Origin of the sequence: Cryobacterium psychrophilum, from assembly GCF_004365915.1 — a bacterium.
Lineage (GTDB): Bacteria > Actinomycetota > Actinomycetes > Actinomycetales > Microbacteriaceae > Cryobacterium > Cryobacterium psychrophilum.
The window spans coordinates 1,125,241-1,143,640 of record NZ_SODI01000001.1 but is presented as its reverse complement, the minus strand read 5'-3'; the positions used below and the strand labels follow the sequence as shown (position 1 = coordinate 1,143,640).

17 protein-coding genes and 1 pseudogene are annotated in these 18,400 nt (G+C 65.8%); 7 read left to right on the top strand and 11 right to left on the bottom strand.

All coding sequences use genetic code 11. The annotated features are described in order from the left end of the window. The first annotated feature begins 2 nt into the window (after positions 1-2). Positions 3-1,733, top strand: a complete 1,731-nt coding sequence (locus EDD25_RS05260) for an acetyl/propionyl/methylcrotonyl-CoA carboxylase subunit alpha (protein WP_134172355.1) — start codon at positions 3-5, stop codon at positions 1,731-1,733. A 17-nt stretch (positions 1,734-1,750) separates the two neighbouring features. Further along, positions 1,751-2,431: a GntR family transcriptional regulator gene (locus EDD25_RS05255; protein WP_134172354.1), complete on the top strand. Its 681-nt coding sequence runs from the start codon at positions 1,751-1,753 to the stop codon at positions 2,429-2,431. 119 nt (positions 2,432-2,550) lie between these two features. On the opposite strand, the gene EDD25_RS05250 is transcribed toward EDD25_RS05255, so the two are convergent. The 4 genes and pseudogenes from EDD25_RS05250 to EDD25_RS18245 all read right to left on the bottom strand — a co-directional run. Further along, entirely contained in the window at positions 2,551-3,360 is an 810-nt protein-coding gene (locus EDD25_RS05250) for a putative hydro-lyase (RefSeq protein ID WP_134175175.1), read from the bottom strand. A gap of 44 nt (positions 3,361-3,404) precedes the next feature. Beyond that, entirely contained in the window at positions 3,405-4,634 is a 1,230-nt protein-coding gene (locus EDD25_RS05245; protein ID WP_241986290.1) for an NRAMP family divalent metal transporter, read from the bottom strand. A 177-nt stretch (positions 4,635-4,811) separates the two neighbouring features. Continuing rightward, positions 4,812-5,831, bottom strand: a complete 1,020-nt coding sequence (locus tag EDD25_RS05240) for a VOC family protein (protein WP_134172353.1) — start codon at positions 5,829-5,831, stop codon at positions 4,812-4,814. Positions 5,832-5,937: 106 nt separating this feature from the next. Then, positions 5,938-6,129, bottom strand: a pseudogene (locus EDD25_RS18245) (DUF6855 family protein); the annotation flags it as partial. Between the two features lie 75 nt (positions 6,130-6,204). Between EDD25_RS18245 and EDD25_RS05235 the strand changes: the two are divergent. After that, on the top strand, positions 6,205-7,482 hold the full coding sequence (locus EDD25_RS05235; protein ID WP_134172352.1) for an ATP-grasp domain-containing protein: 1,278 nt from the start codon (positions 6,205-6,207) through the stop codon (positions 7,480-7,482). Between the two features lie 14 nt (positions 7,483-7,496). After that, the gene (locus EDD25_RS05230) at positions 7,497-9,527 is read left to right on the top strand and encodes a CocE/NonD family hydrolase (RefSeq protein WP_134172351.1); all 2,031 of its coding nucleotides are present in this window, start codon (positions 7,497-7,499) and stop codon (positions 9,525-9,527) included. A 44-nt stretch (positions 9,528-9,571) separates the two neighbouring features. Here EDD25_RS05230 and EDD25_RS05225 read toward each other — a convergent pair whose 3' ends face one another. Continuing rightward, on the bottom strand, positions 9,572-10,438 hold the full coding sequence (locus EDD25_RS05225) for an alanyl-tRNA editing protein (protein WP_134172350.1): 867 nt from the start codon (positions 10,436-10,438) through the stop codon (positions 9,572-9,574). Positions 10,439-10,524: 86 nt separating this feature from the next. Continuing rightward, a complete protein-coding gene (locus EDD25_RS18145) occupies positions 10,525-10,647 on the bottom strand; it encodes a hypothetical protein (RefSeq protein WP_255408738.1) in 123 nt (40 codons plus the stop codon). A 218-nt stretch (positions 10,648-10,865) separates the two neighbouring features. Here EDD25_RS18145 and EDD25_RS05220 point away from each other — a divergent pair, with 218 nt between their 5' ends. Beyond that, positions 10,866-11,111 (top strand): hypothetical protein, encoded by a 246-nt coding sequence (locus EDD25_RS05220; protein ID WP_134172349.1) that lies wholly within the window; start codon positions 10,866-10,868, stop codon positions 11,109-11,111. Between the two features lie 5 nt (positions 11,112-11,116). On the opposite strand, the gene EDD25_RS05215 is transcribed toward EDD25_RS05220, so the two are convergent. Then, positions 11,117-12,460 (bottom strand): threonine/serine exporter family protein, encoded by a 1,344-nt coding sequence (locus tag EDD25_RS05215; protein WP_134172348.1) that lies wholly within the window; start codon positions 12,458-12,460, stop codon positions 11,117-11,119. A gap of 110 nt (positions 12,461-12,570) precedes the next feature. Then, positions 12,571-13,446 (bottom strand): DUF4349 domain-containing protein, encoded by an 876-nt coding sequence (locus EDD25_RS05210; protein WP_166671200.1) that lies wholly within the window; start codon positions 13,444-13,446, stop codon positions 12,571-12,573. 167 nt (positions 13,447-13,613) lie between these two features. On the opposite strand from EDD25_RS05210, the gene EDD25_RS05205 reads away from it, so the two are divergent. Both EDD25_RS05205 and EDD25_RS05200 read left to right on the top strand, forming a co-directional pair. Next, positions 13,614-13,814: a hypothetical protein gene (locus EDD25_RS05205; protein WP_134172346.1), complete on the top strand. Its 201-nt coding sequence runs from the start codon at positions 13,614-13,616 to the stop codon at positions 13,812-13,814. 3 nt (positions 13,815-13,817) lie between these two features. Beyond that, positions 13,818-14,720 carry an alpha/beta fold hydrolase gene (locus EDD25_RS05200; protein WP_134172345.1) on the top strand — a complete coding sequence of 301 codons (903 nt, stop codon included), beginning with the start codon at positions 13,818-13,820 and terminating at the stop codon, positions 14,718-14,720. Positions 14,721-14,754: 34 nt separating this feature from the next. Here EDD25_RS05200 and EDD25_RS05195 read toward each other — a convergent pair whose 3' ends face one another. The 3 genes from EDD25_RS05195 to EDD25_RS05185 all read right to left on the bottom strand — a co-directional run bounded on the left by EDD25_RS05195 (position 14,755) and on the right by EDD25_RS05185 (position 18,382). Next, positions 14,755-15,708, bottom strand: coding sequence for an SDR family oxidoreductase (locus EDD25_RS05195; protein ID WP_134172344.1), 954 nt, complete (start codon positions 15,706-15,708; stop codon positions 14,755-14,757). A 109-nt stretch (positions 15,709-15,817) separates the two neighbouring features. After that, the gene (locus EDD25_RS05190) at positions 15,818-16,348 is read right to left on the bottom strand and encodes a hypothetical protein (RefSeq protein ID WP_134172343.1); all 531 of its coding nucleotides are present in this window, start codon (positions 16,346-16,348) and stop codon (positions 15,818-15,820) included. Between the two features lie 12 nt (positions 16,349-16,360). After that, positions 16,361-18,382: a primary-amine oxidase gene (locus EDD25_RS05185; RefSeq protein WP_134172342.1), complete on the bottom strand. Its 2,022-nt coding sequence runs from the start codon at positions 18,380-18,382 to the stop codon at positions 16,361-16,363. Positions 18,383-18,400 lie beyond the last annotated feature (18 nt).

Genomic DNA, 18,400 nt, shown 5'->3' with positions numbered 1-18,400 from the left:
TCGTGCAGAAAGTACTGATTGCCAACCGCGGCGAGATCGCCGTGCGCATCATCCGGGCCTGCGATGACGCTGGCCTGTCGTCCGTGGCCGTCTACGCCGACGTCGACGCCGACGCTCTGCACGTGGGCCTCGCCACGGCGGCATACGCCCTGGGCGGCGACAGCCCCGCCGACAGCTACCTCAATGTGGAGAAGCTCCTCGCGATCGCCGCGCGTGCCGGGGCTGACGCGCTTCACCCCGGCTACGGTTTTCTCTCCGAAAATGCCGAGTTCGCGCAGGCGGTCGTCGATGCCGGGCTGATCTGGATTGGGCCGAGCCCCGAGAGTATCCGGATTCTCGGCAACAAGGTGTCGGCACGCGAAATTGCGGTGCGCGTGGGTGCCCCCCTCGTGGCCGGCTCGGAGGGTCACCTCAAGACTGCGGCGGAGGTGCGCACCTTCGCCGAGGAGCACGGACTGCCCCTGGCCATCAAGGCGGCGTTCGGCGGCGGTGGCCGTGGCATGAAGGTCGTCTGGGAAATGGATGCGATTGAGGAGGCCTTCGACGCGGCCGTGCGCGAAAGCGTCGCCGCCTTCGGTCGTGGCGAATGCTACGTGGAACGGTTCCTGCACAAGCCACGGCACGTGGAGGCGCAGATCCTCGCCGACGGGCGCGGCACCGTCGTCGTCGTCGGTACCCGGGACTGCTCGCTGCAGCGCCGCAACCAGAAGCTCGTCGAGGAGGCACCAGCCCCCTTCCTGACCCCCGCCCAGCGTGACCAGATTTACACATCGGCGAAGGCCATCTGCCTCGAGGCCAACTATGTCGGCGCTGGCACGGTGGAATACCTGCTTGCCGACGACGGCACGATCTCCTTCCTCGAGGTGAACACCCGGTTGCAGGTGGAACACCCCATCACGGAGGAGACGTCCGGCGTCGACCTGGTGCTCGCACAGCTGCAGATCGCGGCGGGCGGCCCGCTTCCGGTGCTGGAAGACCCGCTGCCGCGCGGGCATGCGTTCGAATTTCGGATCAACGCCGAAGACCCGGGCCGTGGTTTCCTGCCCGCCCCCGGAACCGTGGCGACCTTCGTCGTGCCGACAGGACCGGGTGTTCGCGTTGATGCCGGCGTGCGTGCCGGTGGAACGGTGCCGGCACAGTTCGACTCGCTGCTCGGGAAACTGATCGTGACCGGCGCCGACCGCCAGCAGGCGCTGCGGCGTGCACGACGGGCGCTCGCCGAATTCGAGATCACGGGACTGCCGACCGTTCTGCCCTTCCACCGTGCCGTCGTCGCCACGCCGGCGTTCACGGGCCTCGACCGGCTGGGGGTGCACACGAGTTGGATTGAAACCGAGTTCGCCGCACAGCTCGCCATCGACCCCGACCTCACGCCGGCCACCCCGTCGGCTGCCCGGCGCACCATCACGATCGAGGTCGACGGTAAGCGGCTGGCCCTCGGGCTGCCGGAGACCCTGCTCGCCGGGCTCGCCGGCGGCGGCACCGCAGCGGCCGCACCCGTGGCCGAAGAGGCCAGTCCGGCCGAGCTGCGCTCGACGATGGCCGGAACCGTAGTGAAATGGCTGGCCGACGAGGGCGCGACCGTGGCCGAGGGCGAACCGCTGCTCATCCTGGAGGCCATGAAAATGGAATCAACGGTGCTCGCCCACCGCTCCGGCACGTTGTCCGTCCTGCACGTCGTGGCCGGCGATTCCGTTGCCGTCAACGTCGTGGTCGCCGCCATCGAGGCCTGAGTAGATACTGTGGGGCTATGACCCTCGACGAGATCCTCCCCGACCTGCGTCGGGCGACCGCCGATGATCGACATGCCGAAACGGGAATATGGGCGGCGTCGGTGCTGCGCGAGCGGATCTCCGCCGGGCAGTTGGCGCCGGGCGCGAAGCTTTCCGAGCACGTCCTGTGCGACGTGCTGGGTGTTTCCCGCAACACCTTGCGCGAGGCGTTCGCCACACTCGCCGGCGAACATGTGGTCACCCGCATTCCCAACCGTGGCGTTTTCGTCACGCTGCCCTCGGTCGATGACGTTCGCGAGATCTATCGGGTGCGCCGTTTTCTCGAGCCGGCCGCGCTCATGTGGTGCACCGATGAGAGAACGGATGCCCTCCACTCGGCCATCGCTCGTGCTCGCGTCGCACGCGCCAAGGGCTCCGTGCCGGGGATGGCCGGCGCCAACCAGGAATTCCACGCCGGTGTCGTCGCCCTCGCCCGCAGCGAGCGCCTCAACGGACAGATGGCACAGGTGCTCGCGGAGATGCGACTCGTGTTCCACTCCATGGTCGCCGATCCGGGTTTCCACGCGCCGTATATCGAAGAGAATGCCCGCATTCTCGAGCGCTTTGAGGCCGGCGACCGGGCCGAGTCTGCGGCACTGATGGTCAGCTATCTGCACCGCGCCGAAGAGCAGCTCCTTGCTGCTCGCGCCCACGGCTGACAGCGCCGCTGTGACCGGCACTGTGGCCGCCACTGTGGTCGCCTACTCTAGGCTGGCAACGTCGCCGTCAGGAGTATGCACAGGGCGCCACCAGAGCCGTTCCGCGGGCCGCCGGCGGGCTAAGGAACGAGGTAGTCAGAGTCGCGCGCGTCCGTGATGAGCATGTGACCGGGGGCGTGGCCGATCGCCAGCGGCGGACGCGATTCCATGACGGCCGCCTGCGGGGTGACCCCGCACGCCCAGAAGACGGGCACGTGCCCAGCCGGCACCGTCACGGCGTCGCCGAAGTCTGGGCGCGCCAGGTCACGGATGCCCAGCGCGGCCGGGTCACCCACGTGCACGGGGTCGCCATGAACCGCGGGGTACTGCGCGGTGATCCGCACGGCATCGGCTATCCGATCAGCGGCGATCGGCCGCATGGAGACGACGAGCGGGCCGGACATTTCTCCGGCCGGCGCGCAACGCACATTGGTGCGGTACATGGGCACGTTGCTGCCCTCCTCGATGTGCGCGATGGGGATGCCCTCGTGCTGGAGAGCCGCCTCAAAGGTGAAGCTGCAGCCCACGATGAAGGTCACGAGATCGGGGCGCCACCAGTCGTGAAGGTCCGTCGGCTCCGCCACGAGAACACCGTTCTCGTACACCATGTAGCGACCCACATCGGTGCGGATATCGCCGTCCGCGAGCAGGGGACCGCTCGTCGCACCGGCCTCGATCACGCCGAGGATGGGGCAGGACTTCGGATTCCGCTGGGCAAAGAGCAGCACGTCGAAGGCCTGCTCGCGCGGCACGATGATGAGGTTGGCCTGCGTGAACCCGCTGGACCAGCCCGCGGTCGGTGTGGCCAGGCCGTCCCGGAACAGCGCTCGCGCCTCGGCGGGCGTGAGCGCCGCCCGCTCGGGAGCACTCGGGATCCCGGGCAGCCTCATGTCGGCCGGCCCCGCCGAACCGTCCGCACGCATCGTCATTGGTGCTAGACCCAGAGCTTTGCGAGGCCACCGAGGGACTGGTAGCCGAGGAAGAGCGTGAGCAGCCAGGCGAGCACGCCGATGATCAGGAGCCCCTTGGGATACACGTACCCGCCGAGCAGATCGCGCCGGCGCCACGCCACCCAGAGGATGACGGCGAAGCCCACGGGCAGGATCAGACCGTTGACTGCGCCAGCCATGATGAGCAGCGTTGCCGGTGCCTGGCCGATGAAGGAGTAGATGACGGTCGAGACGGCGATGAATGCGCACGTCGCGAGACTGCGCACGCGCGGCGAGGTCTTCGAGGTGGTGACAAAGGAGATCGACGTATATGCGGCACCGATCACCGAGGTGATCGACGCTGCCCAGAGGATGACTCCAAACAGCCGGAAGCCGAGGTCGCCCGCTGCGGACTGGAAGGCTTCGGCCGCGAGGTTATCGCTCGTGAGCGCCACGCCGCCGGCGACCACGCCGAGGATGGCGAGGAAGAGCAGAACGCGGATGACACCGGTGATGATGATGCCGAGAATGGAGCTGCGCGTGATTTCGCGAACGTTTTCCTTGCCGGAAATACCCGTGTCGATCATGCGGTGTGCACCGGCGTAGGTGATGTACCCGCCGATCGTGCCACCGATCAGGGTGGTGATGATGAGAAAGTCGATGTTCTCGGGAATGACCGCATTCTTGATCGCTTCACCCAGTGGCGGCTGCGACACGATGGCCACGTAGGCAACCAGGATGATCATCACGGCGCCGAGCACGACGACGATCTTGTCGAGGGCGAGGCCGGCGCGCTTGCTGAGGAAGATGGCAATGGCGACGACGGCCGAGAGGATTCCGCCGAGACGCGCGTCGATGCCCAGCAGCACGTTGAGGCCGAGGCCGGCTCCGGCGATGTTGCCAACATTGAAGACGAGCCCGCCGAGGCAGATGAGTGCGGCGAGGAACCAGCCGGCACCGGGCAGGACCGTGTTGGCCAGCTCCTGTGCGCGCTTCCCGCTCACTCCGATGACCCGCCACACGTTGAGCTGCACGGCGATGTCGACGAGGATCGATACCAGGATGGCGAATGCGAACGCGGCGCCGAGCTGAACCGTGAAGTTCGTGGTCTGCACGATGAAGCCGGGACCGACGGCGCTCGTTGCCATGAGGAACATGGCGCCGAGTAGCGCACCGCGGTGCTGGCTGCGGGGCTTGCGTCGCTTTTCCTGGACGGGAGGAACCGTGGTGACCATGTGCTGCGCTCACTTCGTTGGGGCGGGCCCCAGCGCCGGAGGCCGTTGGGTTTCTGAAAGCCTACGATTGTTGAACAATCAGCGCAAGCACAACGGTCTGATTGGGCGAAATAGCCCGTAAACGTAATCCGTTCGACACACAACGCCGGACAGTGTCGGGAGAAGCGGGGGGGACGGTCAGTGCATTCGGCGGGGGATGATCGGAGGCACAAGGCGCGTCTCCGTGCCGGGAACCAGTCCCTCCTCGGTTGCGGTGGGGGAGCCATCCGGTGGAAAACCCTCAGTCATAGACAGCGGCATGCGGGCATTCAGGTAGAAGTTGCCGGGGCCGGGGGAAGGCCGCCAGAGGGCAGGGGTGCGGTCAGGCACCGCCGGAAGAAACCCGCCGGTGGTCAGCTCCACGCGCAGGCCGCTCGGTTCGCGAACGTAGAGGTAGTTCTGTTCGCCGAGCACATGGATGCTCGGACCGTATTCGAGGTGGGTGCTCGGACCGTGCTCAATGCGCACTCCGCCGGCAGTAAGGGCCGGGGCGGCATCGAGGAGAGCCTGCCGAGTGTCGAGTCGGTACGCAACGTGATTGATTCGGCCGGGCCTGGAAGAGCTGTCGAGCACCACGCCGAGCTCGCGCGATGCGGCGTTGGTACCGAGAACGGCGTAGACGGTGATGTCGGAACTGTCGAGCTGGGTCTCCGGTTGGAGCTGCAGTCCGAGAACGTCGCTGTGCCACGTGACGCAGGCGGTCACCTCGGTCGTCGCGATCGTCACATGGTCGAGCGCTCGCACGTCTGCCGTGCCGGCCTCCGCCTCTGCGGCGTGTTGTGGCGGTCGAAACTTTTCGGCGTGGGCGAACAACTCCATCGTGTGCCCCCACGGCCCCGTGAACACGAAGGAGCGGCCGCGCCCGAACGCAGGCTGTCGCCACTGCCCCTCCACCCCGGACGACTGCACTCGCTCCGCCGCCTCGTCGAGCGCAGCCTCGCTCACCGTGCGCCAGCCCAGGCTCACCAGCGCGGGTTCGGGTCCAGGCTCGACCACGAGGCTGAACAGGTAGAAGTCGTCGCTCGTGCGCAGGTAGACCGAACCATGGTCGCGGTAGACCTCGCGCAGGCCCAGCTGCCCGCTGTAGAAGAGAACGGATGCCTCGACGTCCGCCGCCGCCAGCCGAACGTGCGAGAGGTGGGAGAGCAGCTTGATCATGAGGAGTGGGGCCAAACGTTAGAGCGCGCGCATGCGGTTGTTTCAGGGGATTCTGCTCGAGGATGGCGAGACCGACAGCCTCCAGAAGAGGCGGGAGGTACATGCCGAACCGTCCGCGCAGACCCTTCTTCAGACCGTACCAGCCTCCGACCGGGTTGGCTCCCGAACGTTCCCAGGACTCGACCGTGCCGCCTTCGGCTGGTTTCGGCTCGTGCGCACTGCCGAGGTCGACCGCCCTCCATCGCCTGCACCATGCCGGAAAAATTACCCCTAGGCGAGGTGGCCGGTCCGGATACAATCACACCGCGGGCCAGTCGGTTCGTGCTCCAAAGTTCACCGGCGAGGTATCGCTCGCCACGGGGAAAGGCCACCGATGAGCCGGAACATTTTCGTCCTCGGGCTTGACGAGCTCAACCTCTCGACGCTGCTCCGGCTGGCGGATGCCGATCAGTACGATTTTCATCAGCTACTCACGCGCCGAGAACTCCAGACCGGGACCGTCTCTGTTCCGGAGCTGCTGGACAAGGCCCGGCGCCAACTGGATTCCTTCGATGGTTCCATCGACGCCATCATGGGCTACTGGGACTTCCCGGTGAGCATGATGGTCCCCATATTGTGCACGCACTACGGATTGCCTTCGGCGGGCCTCGAAGCCGTCCTGAAATGCGAGCACAAATACTGGAGCCGGCTGGAACAACGCAAGGTGATCGACGAATACGTGCCCTTCGGCCTCCTCGACCTGACTGACGATAACCCCACCCTTCCGGCGCCGCTCTCCTACCCGGTCTGGATCAAGCCGATCAAGTCCACCGCATCCCAGGGCGCCCTCTATGTCGAGAACGATGAGCAGCTCCGGGACTCCCTGGATGAGGAGCGCCAGGTGGTTGATCGGATTGGAGGCCCCTTCGCCGAGGTCCTCGCCCTGGTCGACCTGCCCGCGGAGATCGCCGCGGTCGGCGTCCAGACCTGCCTGGTCGAGGAGGCCGCCACCGGCCAACAGGTCACCGTCGAGGGTTTCAGTCGCGGCGGCCGAGTCGAAATCTACGGGGTGGTCGACTCGGTCAGTTACAGCGGTGAGTCCAGCTTCCTGCGCTATCAGTACCCTTCGCGGCTCGTCCCGGAGCACACCCTGGATTATATGGGCGAGGTGTCTCGCCGCGTGATCACAGCCCTCGGGCTGAACAACAGCACGTTCAACATCGAGTACTTCTGGGACCGGGTAACCGAGCGGATCAGTCTGCTTGAGATCAACGCCCGGCATTCCCAGTCGCACGCCCTGCTGTTCGAGCTCGTCGACGGTGTGGCCAATCATGCGTACATGCTCGACCTGGCCCTGGATCGTGACCCGCGCCGCGTCGAACTGGGGAAGGGGGCGTTCCCCTTGGCGGCGAAATGGTTCCTGCGGCGTTTCTCCAACGGTCTGGTGCGCCGCGTACCGACACGTGAGGAGGTCGCCGAGATCGAGGGCCGCATTATGGGCACTACGGTTTGCGTCACCGCTCCGGAGGGGACGAGGCTCTCGGAGCTCGATGGCGAAGACAGCTACAGCTACGTTCTGGCGGAAATCTACACCGGCGGACGCGACGAGCAGGAATTGAGCGACAAATACACCCAGTGCGTCGAGGCACTCAACTTCACGATTGATGACTAACCAGGAGGAGCCGGATGCGTACCGTCACCACCTTGCCCCACGAGGTCGAGGAAATCGAACACCTGTGGATTCCCATGTCCGACGGCGTCCGGCTTTCCGCACGCCTGTGGCGCCCCGTTCTCTCGGGGCGCGAGCCCGTGCCCGGGGTGCTGGAGATGATTCCGTACCGCAAACGCGACCTCACCGCGCAGCGGGACTCCATCAACCATCCGTACATGGCCGGCCATGGCTACGCCTGCCTACGCGTCGACCTGCGCGGCAGCGGCGACTCCGAGGGGGTGCTCACCGACGAATACCTCGAGCGGGAGCTCTGCGACGCCGAGGAAGTGCTGGCGTGGATGGCGGCGCAGCCGTGGTGCACAGGGCGTACCGGGATGATGGGGATCTCGTGGGGAGGGTTCAACGCCCTGCAAGTCGCCGCGCGTCGGCCGCCGGGGCTGGGCGCCATCATCACCGTCTGTTCCTCCGACGACCGGTACGCCGACGACGTGCACTACATGGGCGGCTGTCTGCTCAGCGACAACCTGTCCTGGGCCTCGACGATGTTCGCCTACACCTCCTGCCCGCCCGATCCGGTAATCGTCGGTGATCGCTGGCGCGAAATCTGGTTGGGTCGGCTCCGGCACAGCGGGCTGTGGCTCGAGCCGTGGCTGCGACACCAACGCCGCGACGCGTACTGGCGGCGCGGTTCTGTCAAAGAGGACTACTCCGCGATCGAATGCCCGGTGCTCGCCGTGAGCGGCTGGGCCGACGGGTACTCCAACGCGGTGTTCCGACTGCTCTCGGGACTCCACAGCCCGGTCCGGGGCCTAATCGGCCCCTGGAGTCACAAATACCCGCACCAGGGCCAACCCGGCCCGCCGATCGGGTTCCTGCAGGAGGCCGTCATCTGGTGGGACCACTGGCTGAAGGATAAGCGTGACAACGGCGCGATGGACGGCCCGGCGCTGACCATCTGGATGCAGGACACGGTACGCCCCGCGACCAGCTACAAACATCGCCCGGGGCGCTGGGTGGGCGAGCCGAGCTGGCCCAGCCCGCGCATCGTTGAGACGTTTTACCCGCTCGGACTTCACCGGATCGCCGGGCCGGGGGAGTCCCCGGAGCCCAGCACGGAGCTGACGGTGCAGTCGCCGCTGTCGGTGGGGCAGTTCGCGGGAAAATGGTGTTCCTACAACGCCCCTCCGGACATGCCATACGACCAGCGCGAGGAGGACGGCGGCTCGATGGTCTTCGACAGCGACCCGCTGTCCGAACGCCTGGAGGTGCTCGGAGCGCCCCTCGTGGAGCTCGTGCTCTCCGCCGATCGTCCGGTCGCCATGGTGGCCGTGCGGCTGTCCGATGTCGCACCAGACGGCGAGGCGACCCGGGTCAGCTATGGCATGCGCAACCTGAACCACTACGGCGGCTCGGATGCCCCCCAGCCGCTGGAACCAGGTGAACGCCACAGGGTCACGGTGCAACTCAACGGAATGGCGCAGGCGTTCCCCGCGGGGCATCGGCTGCGGATCTCGCTCTCGACGTCGTATTGGCCGTTGGTCTGGCCGCCGCCGGAATCGGTGCGGCTGACGGTCGACCCCGGCCAGAGCTGCCTGATACTGCCTGTACGCCCGGTCGGCGTCGACGCCGCGGACCCGGTGCCGCGCTTCGACGAGGCGGAAGGGGCCGCGCCGATTGCCGTGACCCAGAAGCAACCCGGCGAGCAGGTCTGGCACGTCTCCCGGAACCTCGTCGACCTGTCGGCGGCCCTGACCGTGGTCAAAGACCTCGGCGTGGTGCACTTCCGCGACATCGACCTGCTCGTCACGCGCCGGGTGGACGAACGGTACAGCTTTGTCGGGGCGGATTTCAACTCCGTTCGCGGCGAGACCAACTGGACCATGCAGTTCGAGCGCGGCGATTGGAAGGTGCATACGAGAACGAGAACGGTGCTCAGCTCGACGCCCACCGATTTTCACCTCTACGCCGAACTCGACGCCTTCGAGGGTGGACGGCGGGTGATGTCCAAGACGTGGAACACCACGATCCCGCGCGATTGCATCTGAGCCCGGCTCGCCGAGCCGCCTCGGGTGCAGGTGTACCGGGGGCCTCAGCCGACGCGTGTCACCATCGTGAGCACGTTCGTGCCCTCCACGTCCTGCATTGAAAGGATCACGCGCAGGGAGCCGAGTTCGCTGAGTGCGCTCACGTGCGTGCCCCCGCATGGAATGCGGAGGGTCTGGCCCGGAAGGTCCAAGGCCCAGTAACGACGGTCCGTGAGACGGTCGCCGTCGCGATCGATGTGCACCGCGGCATCCGTTGCGACCCATGTGGCGAGTGTTGCGTTGATGAAACGCTCGATCGTGGGGAGGGCCTCTTCGAGTCCCCCGGTCACGAACCCTTTTTTACGCAGCGACTTGCCGAGCCGATACGTATCGGTGGACGTGTTCTCGGTGATCAGCGAGACGTCGATGGCGGTGCCGTCGAAGTCGGGGGTGCCGAGCGCGTCGGAGCGCGGCTCCTTCTTCCAGCGGTCGGCGACCGCGAGGTTGAGAGCGAGCGACGCGAGGTGGCAGGCCGTGTGTCCGGCTGATGTGCGCGCACGGAATCCCACGTCGACGCTGGTGGCAACCGAATCGCCCTCGGCCAGGGCGCAGTCGCCGACGACGATGTGCACCACCACGAAGGCCCAGCCCTCGGTGCCCTTGCCCACGGGGATGTCGCGCCCAAGGTACAGGTCCGCCCCGTCGGTGGCACCCACGACGCAGTCAAGCACGATGATCTCGTCGGTGCCGGAGCGGAGCACGGCACGGTCGGCGCCCTGGTCAGGCCAACCGGCATCGACCGGGTGCACGCTGGTCACATCGAGCAGAACCGCGCGTCGCCCATCGGTGAGGTCTCGCACGTGCGCGACGGTTGCGGCGGTCTCGACAGCGCCCGAGGGATAGGTGACGAGCGTGTCTTCAACGGGGAGCATGACGGGCCTTTCAGTGGGGCAGGACAACAAAAAGGTGCCGCCACAAGCGTGGCGACACCTTCGATGCTATGTCAGGGAGAAAGAACCTAGCTCTTACGAGCCCGGGAGGCGGTCTCTTCAGACTTGGCCTTCTTGTCGGCCCTCTTCTCCTTCAGCGACTTGTCAGCGACCTTCTTGGTCGCATCTTTCTTTGGTGATTTGTCAGCCATGTGCACTCCTTCGCAGTGAGCCTTGCGGACCCGTCACATGAAGAATACGCGGAAACGACCTGGCCGACACCACTGCATTCCAAGGAAAACACTGATGAAAGGCACTGAATCCCGAAGTGGCTGAAAATGACCCTGTGCATCCGCTTGTCGTCGTCGTATGCTGGCGGTGCACGCGGCGCCCCTGATCAGCACAGGGCGCACGAGAAGGAAGAGGGACCATGACTGGTATCGCCACCTACAGGGCCGTTCTGTACGGCCCCAACCCCATCGCGGGCGGCCTGGAACTCGACCTCGAATACGTGGACGGCGAGTATCAGGATTCCGTCGTTCTTGAGGCCGTGGATGACGGCAACGTGATCATGCGCAGCTACCGGCGCGGTCACGAGACCGAGGAGCCGGTTCCGTACCGGTTCCACGAGGAGACCGACGTCGAGGCCGACCCCGAACCCGACGTTCCGAACTGACCCGGCTAGATGCGCTTGGCGCCGGTACGACTCAAACGAACCGGCAGGGCCATGAGCGGTCCCACGAACCGTCGTTGCAGGCGCCGTGCGGGGCCCCACACGTATTGAACGACGTACTGGGCCAGGATGGCGCCGGCTGCGAGGGCGAGCGCCACCGCGGCGGCTGTCAACAGGTTCAGCAGTCCGTTGATATCGCCGTTGGAGAGCTGGAGCAGCCCCCGAAATAGAATCAGTCCTGGAACGAGCGGCACGAGGGCCGTGACCACGATGACGAGCGGCGGCGTCCGCACCAGGCGCGCGGCGACCGAGGCCGCGAGGCCCACGCCGATCGCGCTGATCCCCGAGGCCCACACCAGGCCGAAACCCGCGAGGGCGCCGAGCAGGTAGAGGAATTCCGCGAGGGCGCCGAGCAGGCACACGACCCAGAAGGCACGCCACGGCACCTGAACCGCAAGAGCGAATCCGATGACGATCACGACGGATGCCGCCAGCAGCAGGGGCAGGTCAAGGAACGTCGGCTGCCAGCGCGACTCCACACTGAGGTCGAGTCCGAAGCGGCTCACGAACAACGATGCTCCGGCCACACCGGTGACGAGCCCGCCGGTGATGAGTACGGCCTCCACCATTCGAGCGGTTCCCGTGAGGTAGAAGCCCGAGAGGGTGTCGTGTACGGCGCCGAACGTCGTGACCCCGGCCAGGAGCATGATGATCGTCGCGACCACGACGATCGAGGAATTGGCCGTGGGCTCGATGAAATGCACGACCCCGGCGGACAGGGGGCCGATGGCCCCGCCGGCGACCGTCTGATAGAACAGGGGAACCTGACGGTTCGCGAGGGTCGACGTGATGAGGTCGATGAAATAGGTTGCGATGAAGGCCGCGATCATCACGACCGGGCCACCACCGATCAGCGCTGCGGCGCCGAAACCGACGATGCTCCAGCCGAGGCGGCGGTAGCGCACGGTGACCTGCGGCTTCGAACTGACGATGATGGCGAGGCGTTTGCGGGCCTCTGCGATGTCCACCGGGTGCTCGATGAGCTCGGCGATCAACTCAGACGTGAGAGTGAGCTTGGTGTAGTCGAGCGTGCGGTACTTCACGTTTCGGCTGCGGGTGATGGACTCGTGGGTGGACTGGTCTTCCATCGTGAGCGTGATGATCGTGTGCGTGATGTTCGCGTCCGTGCCCTTGAGGCCGTAGGCCCGGGTGAGTGCTTCCATCGCAGCGGTCGCGTCTTCCGCACCAGCACCGGCGGTGAAGATCACCTCGGCGAGGCGCATAGTGAGGTCGAGGACCGCTCGCGTGTAGGCCGCGTGATCGAGCGGAATGGCCCCGGTGAGGTCGTTCATCGGGCAGCGCCCGAGTGGCTGAACGCCACGGCGGAACCGACAAGATCAGTGTGCGCGCGACTCGCCGCGGGCAGGGGTACAGATAAGGAAAACTCAAGCACTAGCCAAGCCTACGCAGCGTTGCGCCTCCGCGTGAACAAGCGCACGATCAGGAGCACAATCAGCCCCACAATCACGATCGCGCCGATCCAGGGAAGAGCCACGCCGAGGGCCACGACGACCGCCCCGACCGTGTTGACGAGGGCGAGCCAGCCCGCGACGACCCCGCTCCAGAAATCGCCGGGGGCACCGGGGGCCACGATGCCGTCCTCATAGAGATCCAGCGTGATCGTGGAGTAGTCGATCTGGTCCGCGAGCAGGTTGCGCTGCGAGATCAGGCTCTCCAGGTCTGCCTGCCGGCTGGACAGTGCGTCCTCGATTGTAATCAGGTCGGTGGTGTCGCTTGCGGCGCTCATGAGGGAGAGGAGCCGGTCAACCGACGTCTGCAGCGCGGTGATCCGCGCGTCGAGGTCTTTGGTCTGTTGGGTCACGTCGGTGGCATTGAGTGACACGTAATTCACCGTGCCGAGCGCCTTGAGCTCGATGAGCGTGTGATCGAGGGCATCCGCGGGGATGCGCAGCCTCAGTGTTGCGCTCGCCGCCTGGTTGTCGGTCGCGGGCATCTCGTTTCGGGAATCCACCCGGCCGCCGGCCTGCTCGGTGAGGGTCACAGCCGACTGGGCGGACTTGATCGGGTCCGGCACGGTTATCGACACCGACCCGGTCGTCACAACGTCGCGATTGGACGTCTTCACCTCGCTGGTCATTCCGTCAGCGGCGAAGCCTGTGGTTTCGTCTCTGACCCCCGGCTCGATCACGCCCACATTTGGCGCGCCGCCTTCACTGGGGCTGCTGGAGCCGCCGCCATTGGCGGTGCAGCCGGCTAGGAGAAGCGCCGTGAGAACGACCGCGGTCAGTGCTCCGGTGCGTGTCCAGGATCGTCTCATATTTAAAGTATTCCCCTTGGGAGCGCCCGTGTCTGCCCGATTTCTGGGAGACGCATCACAATTCAGACTCGATTGGGTGTCTCGAAGTATGGTCATTGGGTCGGCCACGCTCACGCGTAGACGGCAGCACCACTGTCCACTGCAACTCGTATATCTGGGAGGAACCCATGGGAATCGTAGACGACGCCAAGGATGCGCTCGACGCCACCGGTAAGAGGATTGGTCGTGCGGTCGACGACGCTCGCGACACGGTTGAAGACAGGGTCGAGGAGGGCAAGGCCGACGCCAAGGTGAAGCAGGCCGAGGCCGAACGCGACGCCACCAAGGCGAAGAATGACTACAAAAATGAACTTCGCAACGATACTTAATACATGAAGAGGTGGACGGTGGGTAGCCGGCAGGATCGGCCCTTCCGTCCATCCTTCCGCCGTACGCCGATCCTGCACATTGCGGCGGATCAGGGTTCCGGCCCCGTCGTTATCCTCGTTCACGGGATCGCCTCCTCGTCGGTGACATTTCAAGACGTGATCCCGCTTCTCGTGACACAACATCGGGTTATCGCCATCGATATCCTGGGTTTCGGGGAGTCGCCGGCACCGGACGGGTGTGAGTATCGGCTTGAGGATCATGTGCGAGCGCTGGCCGCGACCATCCGCTCACTGAAGATTCACGAGCCCTTCCTGTTGGTCGGGCACTCGCTTGGAAGCCTCATCGGCACCCGCTACGCCGCTCTGAACCGGCGCGGCACCGGGAGATCCCTCTGGAATCGGCTCGCTCGCCAGGGGCCGGTACGCCGGCTCGTGCTCGTCGGACCTCCGGTCTACACGTCTCCGCAAGACATCGGTGATGCGCGCGTACGCGCCAGGGTCGCGGCCTACCTGCGTGCCTACGACTATCTGCGAACCAACCGGGATTTCACGCTCGCCAACGCCGCGATCATCTCGCGCCTGCTGCCCAGGGGCGTCTTCCAGATCACCACGAAGACGTGGACGCCGTTCGTCAAATCGCTCGAGCACTGCATCGAGTCGCAGACCGTCGTGAGCGACGTCGCGAGCCTGCACTTGCCCGTCGACGTGGTCTACGGCGCGCTCGACCAGTTCATCGCCCCCGGCAGTCTCACCGTGATCGAGCGCATGCGCCATGTCACCATGCACCGCGTCGAGGCGAACGACCACATCATTCGCCGGGGCCTCGCGCGGGTTCTCGTGCGCGTCATCGAAGCGGATACCGCAGACCCCGACCGTGCTGCGGAACCGGCGACCGGCAGCAGCTGAATCGTGCCGGGGAGCCCACGCCCCGAGGCTCGGGTCAGACGGGAACGTTGTGCGGAAACTCCATGCGGGTGAGGTGCTCCGAGGCGCGCCACAGCCGCTCGGCGTCGGCGTCGTTGAGTGCGCGTGCGGGAATGCGTGCGGGGGCCGGGCCGCCGGTCAGCTCGCCGAAACCATCGGGTCCGTAGAAGCCTCCGCCGGCCGCGTGCGGGTCGGTCGCGGCGTAGAGGGCGGGGAGGATGCCCTCTGGAATGTGCTGCCACATCCAGCCAACGCCCCGCGTCGCCCCGATGAAGCCCCGCATGAGGCGTGCGGAGGCCCCGCCATGGGTGGGCCCGGTCACCTGCAGGTTCGTCAGCGTTGCGCCCGGGTGGGCGGCAATACTGCGGATTCCCCACCCGGCAGCGACGCTGCGGCGGTTGAGCTCTCGCGCAAACATGAGCGTGGCCAGCTTCGAGAGCCCGTAGGCGCGCGTCGGCGAGTAGCGAATGCCCTGCAGGTCGTTGAAGTCGAGGCGCCCCGAACGGGCGATGAGGCTCGAGAGACTCACAACGCGGCTGGTTCCGGCGGAGCGCAGCAGAGGCATCAGGTGCGCGGTGAGAGCGAAATGACCGAGGTGATTGGTGCCGAACTGCAGTTCCAGACCGTCTTCGGTCGTGTTTCGCTGGGGCGCCATCATGATGCCGGCGTTGTTGATGAGCACGTTGATCGGGCGGCCTTCGCTGGATAACTGGGCGCCGAATTCGGCGACGCTGGCGAGGCTGGCCAGGTCAAGGCGACGCAGGCTGAGGCTTGCCGTCGGAGTCTGCTCGCGAATCCGAGCGATCGCCGCTTCACCCTTCTCGAGGTTGCGTACGGCGAGGATCACCTCGCCGCCGGCCGCAGCGACCCGGGAGGTGAGTCCGAAGCCGAGACCGCTGTTCGCGCCGGTGATCACGGTCAGGGTCCCGGTGAGGTCGGGCACGGTCACGATCGGGTAGACGTGTGCCATGAGTGCTCCCTCAATTTGTCGTTTAATCCATCTAACCCGTTTGAGTCCCGGAAAACGATTGACGGCCGCGAAGCGGGAGCAGATTGGGGGTTTGGGTGGCGCCCGTCATTCACAGAAAGGGCATCAGCCCCATGCAGACGGTCATGGCGGACATGCTCGCGAGGGCGCCCCGCTCCGAGCGGGGCTGCCGCGTGTGCAGCAGCAAGGCGAGCGACCAGAGGGTGTAGGCCGCTGCTCCGGCAACGACAACTGCCAGCAATAGGGATGACGAGTGGGAATGCGCCCCGGTACGTACCGCAGTCGCTGCTGCGGGATGTCCCGCCAACTGCCCGCCCAGCACAATGAGGCCGAGCAGGTGGTGCAGCTGGTGGTTACCGGCGTGTGTTGACGTTGGCGTGGCCGTATTTGCCGTCCGACGCCGCAGCGCTGCGGCGCAGAGCATGCTCCAGGCCAGGAGCAGGCACGTCCATGCAAGTGGTGGAATGCCCAGGAGGGCAAAACTCACGTCGATCATCGCCGCAGTCATCAGCACTGTCGATACGATCGTCACGGTGTTGCGAGAATGCCTGCTGCCGAGGAGGCAGCAGGCATTCACCCCGACCGCGGCGAGCATGAGCCCGCGAAGCAGGTCGAGGGTCATCGCCTTACCGGTCTACTGGTCGCCAGCGCACGCGTGAACGGCACCCCCGGTGGAACAGTGCTCGGTGGGCTCATTCGCCGGAATGTTCATGGCCGGGTTCTTTCCGAAGAAGCCGTACGGCTTGAGAGTGAACCTGGCATAGTCCACCGGCATGACCGGCCAGTCCTCGATCCGGGGAAAGTGCGTCGGACCGAACGTGTGCCACAACACGATGTCTTCGCCGTCGATCGAACGGTCACCGGCGATGTACTTCGTGACGCCGTCCCCGCCCGGATTCTGGTGCACGAAGTCGCCCGCCGCATACTGCTCGGCCGGATCGTACTGGCTGACGAACAGGTGTTTCGTGGCGAACTCGGCACGCGTGGCGATGCTCGAGCCAGCGTCGGCCATAAGCGTCGGCGCCGCCTCGGGGTAGAGTACATAACCGGTCGGACGGCCGAGACGGTTGGTCTTCTCGGTGTTCACAATGTGCCAGGCCCGGGCAACGGATGCGTCGGCCACCCGCCCAGACTCCAGCTCGCTGCCCAGCCGCGTCACTTTCTTGGTGAACGCGTTGCCGTGCTCGTTTCCTGGGCCCATGGGCAGTCGTTGCGCATCGACCTCATCGACGGCATTCGAGATCCCGTCGACCATCATGTCGAGGCGGGCGCTGAACAGGTGCTGGTGGTACGGCGCGCCGAGGCCGGGTGCAACCTCGCTGGCATACGGGTAGTCGGTGCCGGGCTCATCCGTCGCAGTCGGGCTCGCCACGCCGGGGTAAGCCGAGGTGAAAAGCACGCCGGTGAGTTTGGCCTCGCACTCGATCGTTCCGTCGAGGCTGAGATACCAGTAGAAGCCATAGTCGTAGTTGCCGACGGTGGTGAAGAAGCTGATCACCAGGCGGCGCTGGCGCCGGACCTCGTTGGAACCGGTGAACATATCGCCGTGCTTCCAGAGGGTGCCCACGTCCTCCTCGTGCATGCAGATGCCGTTCTTGATCGTGAACGGATTGCCCAGTTCATCGGCGAGCACGGCGTCGAAGTATTTGATCTCCCCGACGCAGTCGCAGCCGAGCGCGAGAGAGTTCGTGAACCGACCGTAGAGATATTCTCCGGTGTCGAAATAGTTCTGCCAGAACCGCACGGGTGACGGGTCGCCATAGGGAACGAGCATTTCGTTGATCGAGGCTCGGTAGATGATGGGCCGTTCTTCGCCGGCATCGGTGAAGGAGAGCTGACGTAGCACGAGGCCTTCTCGGGTATCGAAGCCCACCTGGAACTTCCAGTTCGCCCAGCTGACCCACTCGCCGTCCACGGTGAAGCTCGGCCCCTCCGGCTGGGTGATAACGATCGGTTTGAGGGTGGTCAGAGGGGCACCCTGCACGGCCGGGTCGTCGAAGTTGCCGCTTTCGGCGGGAATCTCGAGCACGGCCGAGTCGATCAGTCGGGTGATCGTGCGACGGGCCGTGTCAACGTACGCGCTGAGCCCGTCGACCGGGTGCGCCCACGGGTGATCTTCGGGGTAGCCCTGACGAAACGCGAGCACGCGCACGATGCGTCGGCCGATTTCTTCGGGGTAGTCGTAGTATCCCGCAGACAAGGGCACCACGACGACCTCGGTGATGCTCGTTCCACGGGCCTCGAGGGCGGCAACCCAGCGAGGGTCTTCGGCGACGATGTCGGCGATGGCGTCGAATTCCGCGATCAGCACCGGCAACTGACCGGTCGAACCATCGAGCACCGCAGTTGAAACGATCGTACCGGTGGCGAGCGACACGACATTGTCCGTGGAATGCCCCGTGGTCATGTCGAGCAACATAACCCGCACCCGGCGCTCCGGTCGCGGAGCGGTTTTCGCCTGCCAGGCGAGCACGTCGCGTTTGTGCGGCTCTTCGAGGCCAACGTAAACGAAGCGGGTGGTCTCGGTGAAGCTGGTTGAGCTGGTGATGATGTCGCGAACGGCCGTGAACTCGGCCGCGTTCAGGCTCGACAGCGGATGCGTCGGGTCGCCGGGCGTCGGCGCGTGTGTGGACAGGTCAAGATCGGTGATGGTCATGCGTTCTCCTGAAATGGT

Bases quoted from the DNA above. Each gene is read 5' to 3' on its own strand.
- EDD25_RS05225 (WP_134172350.1), bottom strand. From the start codon at position 10,438: ATGCTCCCCGTTGAAGACACGCTCGTCACCTATCCCTCGGGCGCTGTC.
- EDD25_RS05205 (WP_134172346.1), top strand. From the start codon at position 13,614: ATGGGAATCGTAGACGACGCCAAGGATGCGCTCGACGCCACCGGTAAG.
- EDD25_RS05250 (WP_134175175.1), bottom strand. From the start codon at position 3,360: ATGAGGCTGCCCGGGATCCCGAGTGCTCCCGAGCGGGCGGCGCTCACG.
- EDD25_RS05245 (WP_241986290.1), bottom strand. From the start codon at position 4,634: ATGGTCACCACGGTTCCTCCCGTCCAGGAAAAGCGACGCAAGCCCCGC.
- EDD25_RS05240 (WP_134172353.1), bottom strand. From the start codon at position 5,831: ATGATCAAGCTGCTCTCCCACCTCTCGCACGTTCGGCTGGCGGCGGCG.
- EDD25_RS05255 (WP_134172354.1), top strand. From the start codon at position 1,751: ATGACCCTCGACGAGATCCTCCCCGACCTGCGTCGGGCGACCGCCGAT.
- EDD25_RS18145 (WP_255408738.1), bottom strand. From the start codon at position 10,647: ATGGCTGACAAATCACCAAAGAAAGATGCGACCAAGAAGGTCGCTGAC.
- EDD25_RS05235 (WP_134172352.1), top strand. From the start codon at position 6,205: ATGAGCCGGAACATTTTCGTCCTCGGGCTTGACGAGCTCAACCTCTCG.
- EDD25_RS05185 (WP_134172342.1), bottom strand. From the start codon at position 18,382: ATGACCATCACCGATCTTGACCTGTCCACACACGCGCCGACGCCCGGC.
- EDD25_RS05190 (WP_134172343.1), bottom strand. From the start codon at position 16,348: ATGACCCTCGACCTGCTTCGCGGGCTCATGCTCGCCGCGGTCGGGGTG.
- EDD25_RS05200 (WP_134172345.1), top strand. From the start codon at position 13,818: ATGAAGAGGTGGACGGTGGGTAGCCGGCAGGATCGGCCCTTCCGTCCA.
- EDD25_RS05210 (WP_166671200.1), bottom strand. From the start codon at position 13,446: ATGAGACGATCCTGGACACGCACCGGAGCACTGACCGCGGTCGTTCTC.
- EDD25_RS05195 (WP_134172344.1), bottom strand. From the start codon at position 15,708: ATGGCACACGTCTACCCGATCGTGACCGTGCCCGACCTCACCGGGACC.
- EDD25_RS05230 (WP_134172351.1), top strand. From the start codon at position 7,497: ATGCGTACCGTCACCACCTTGCCCCACGAGGTCGAGGAAATCGAACAC.
- EDD25_RS05220 (WP_134172349.1), top strand. From the start codon at position 10,866: ATGACTGGTATCGCCACCTACAGGGCCGTTCTGTACGGCCCCAACCCC.
- EDD25_RS05215 (WP_134172348.1), bottom strand. From the start codon at position 12,460: ATGAACGACCTCACCGGGGCCATTCCGCTCGATCACGCGGCCTACACG.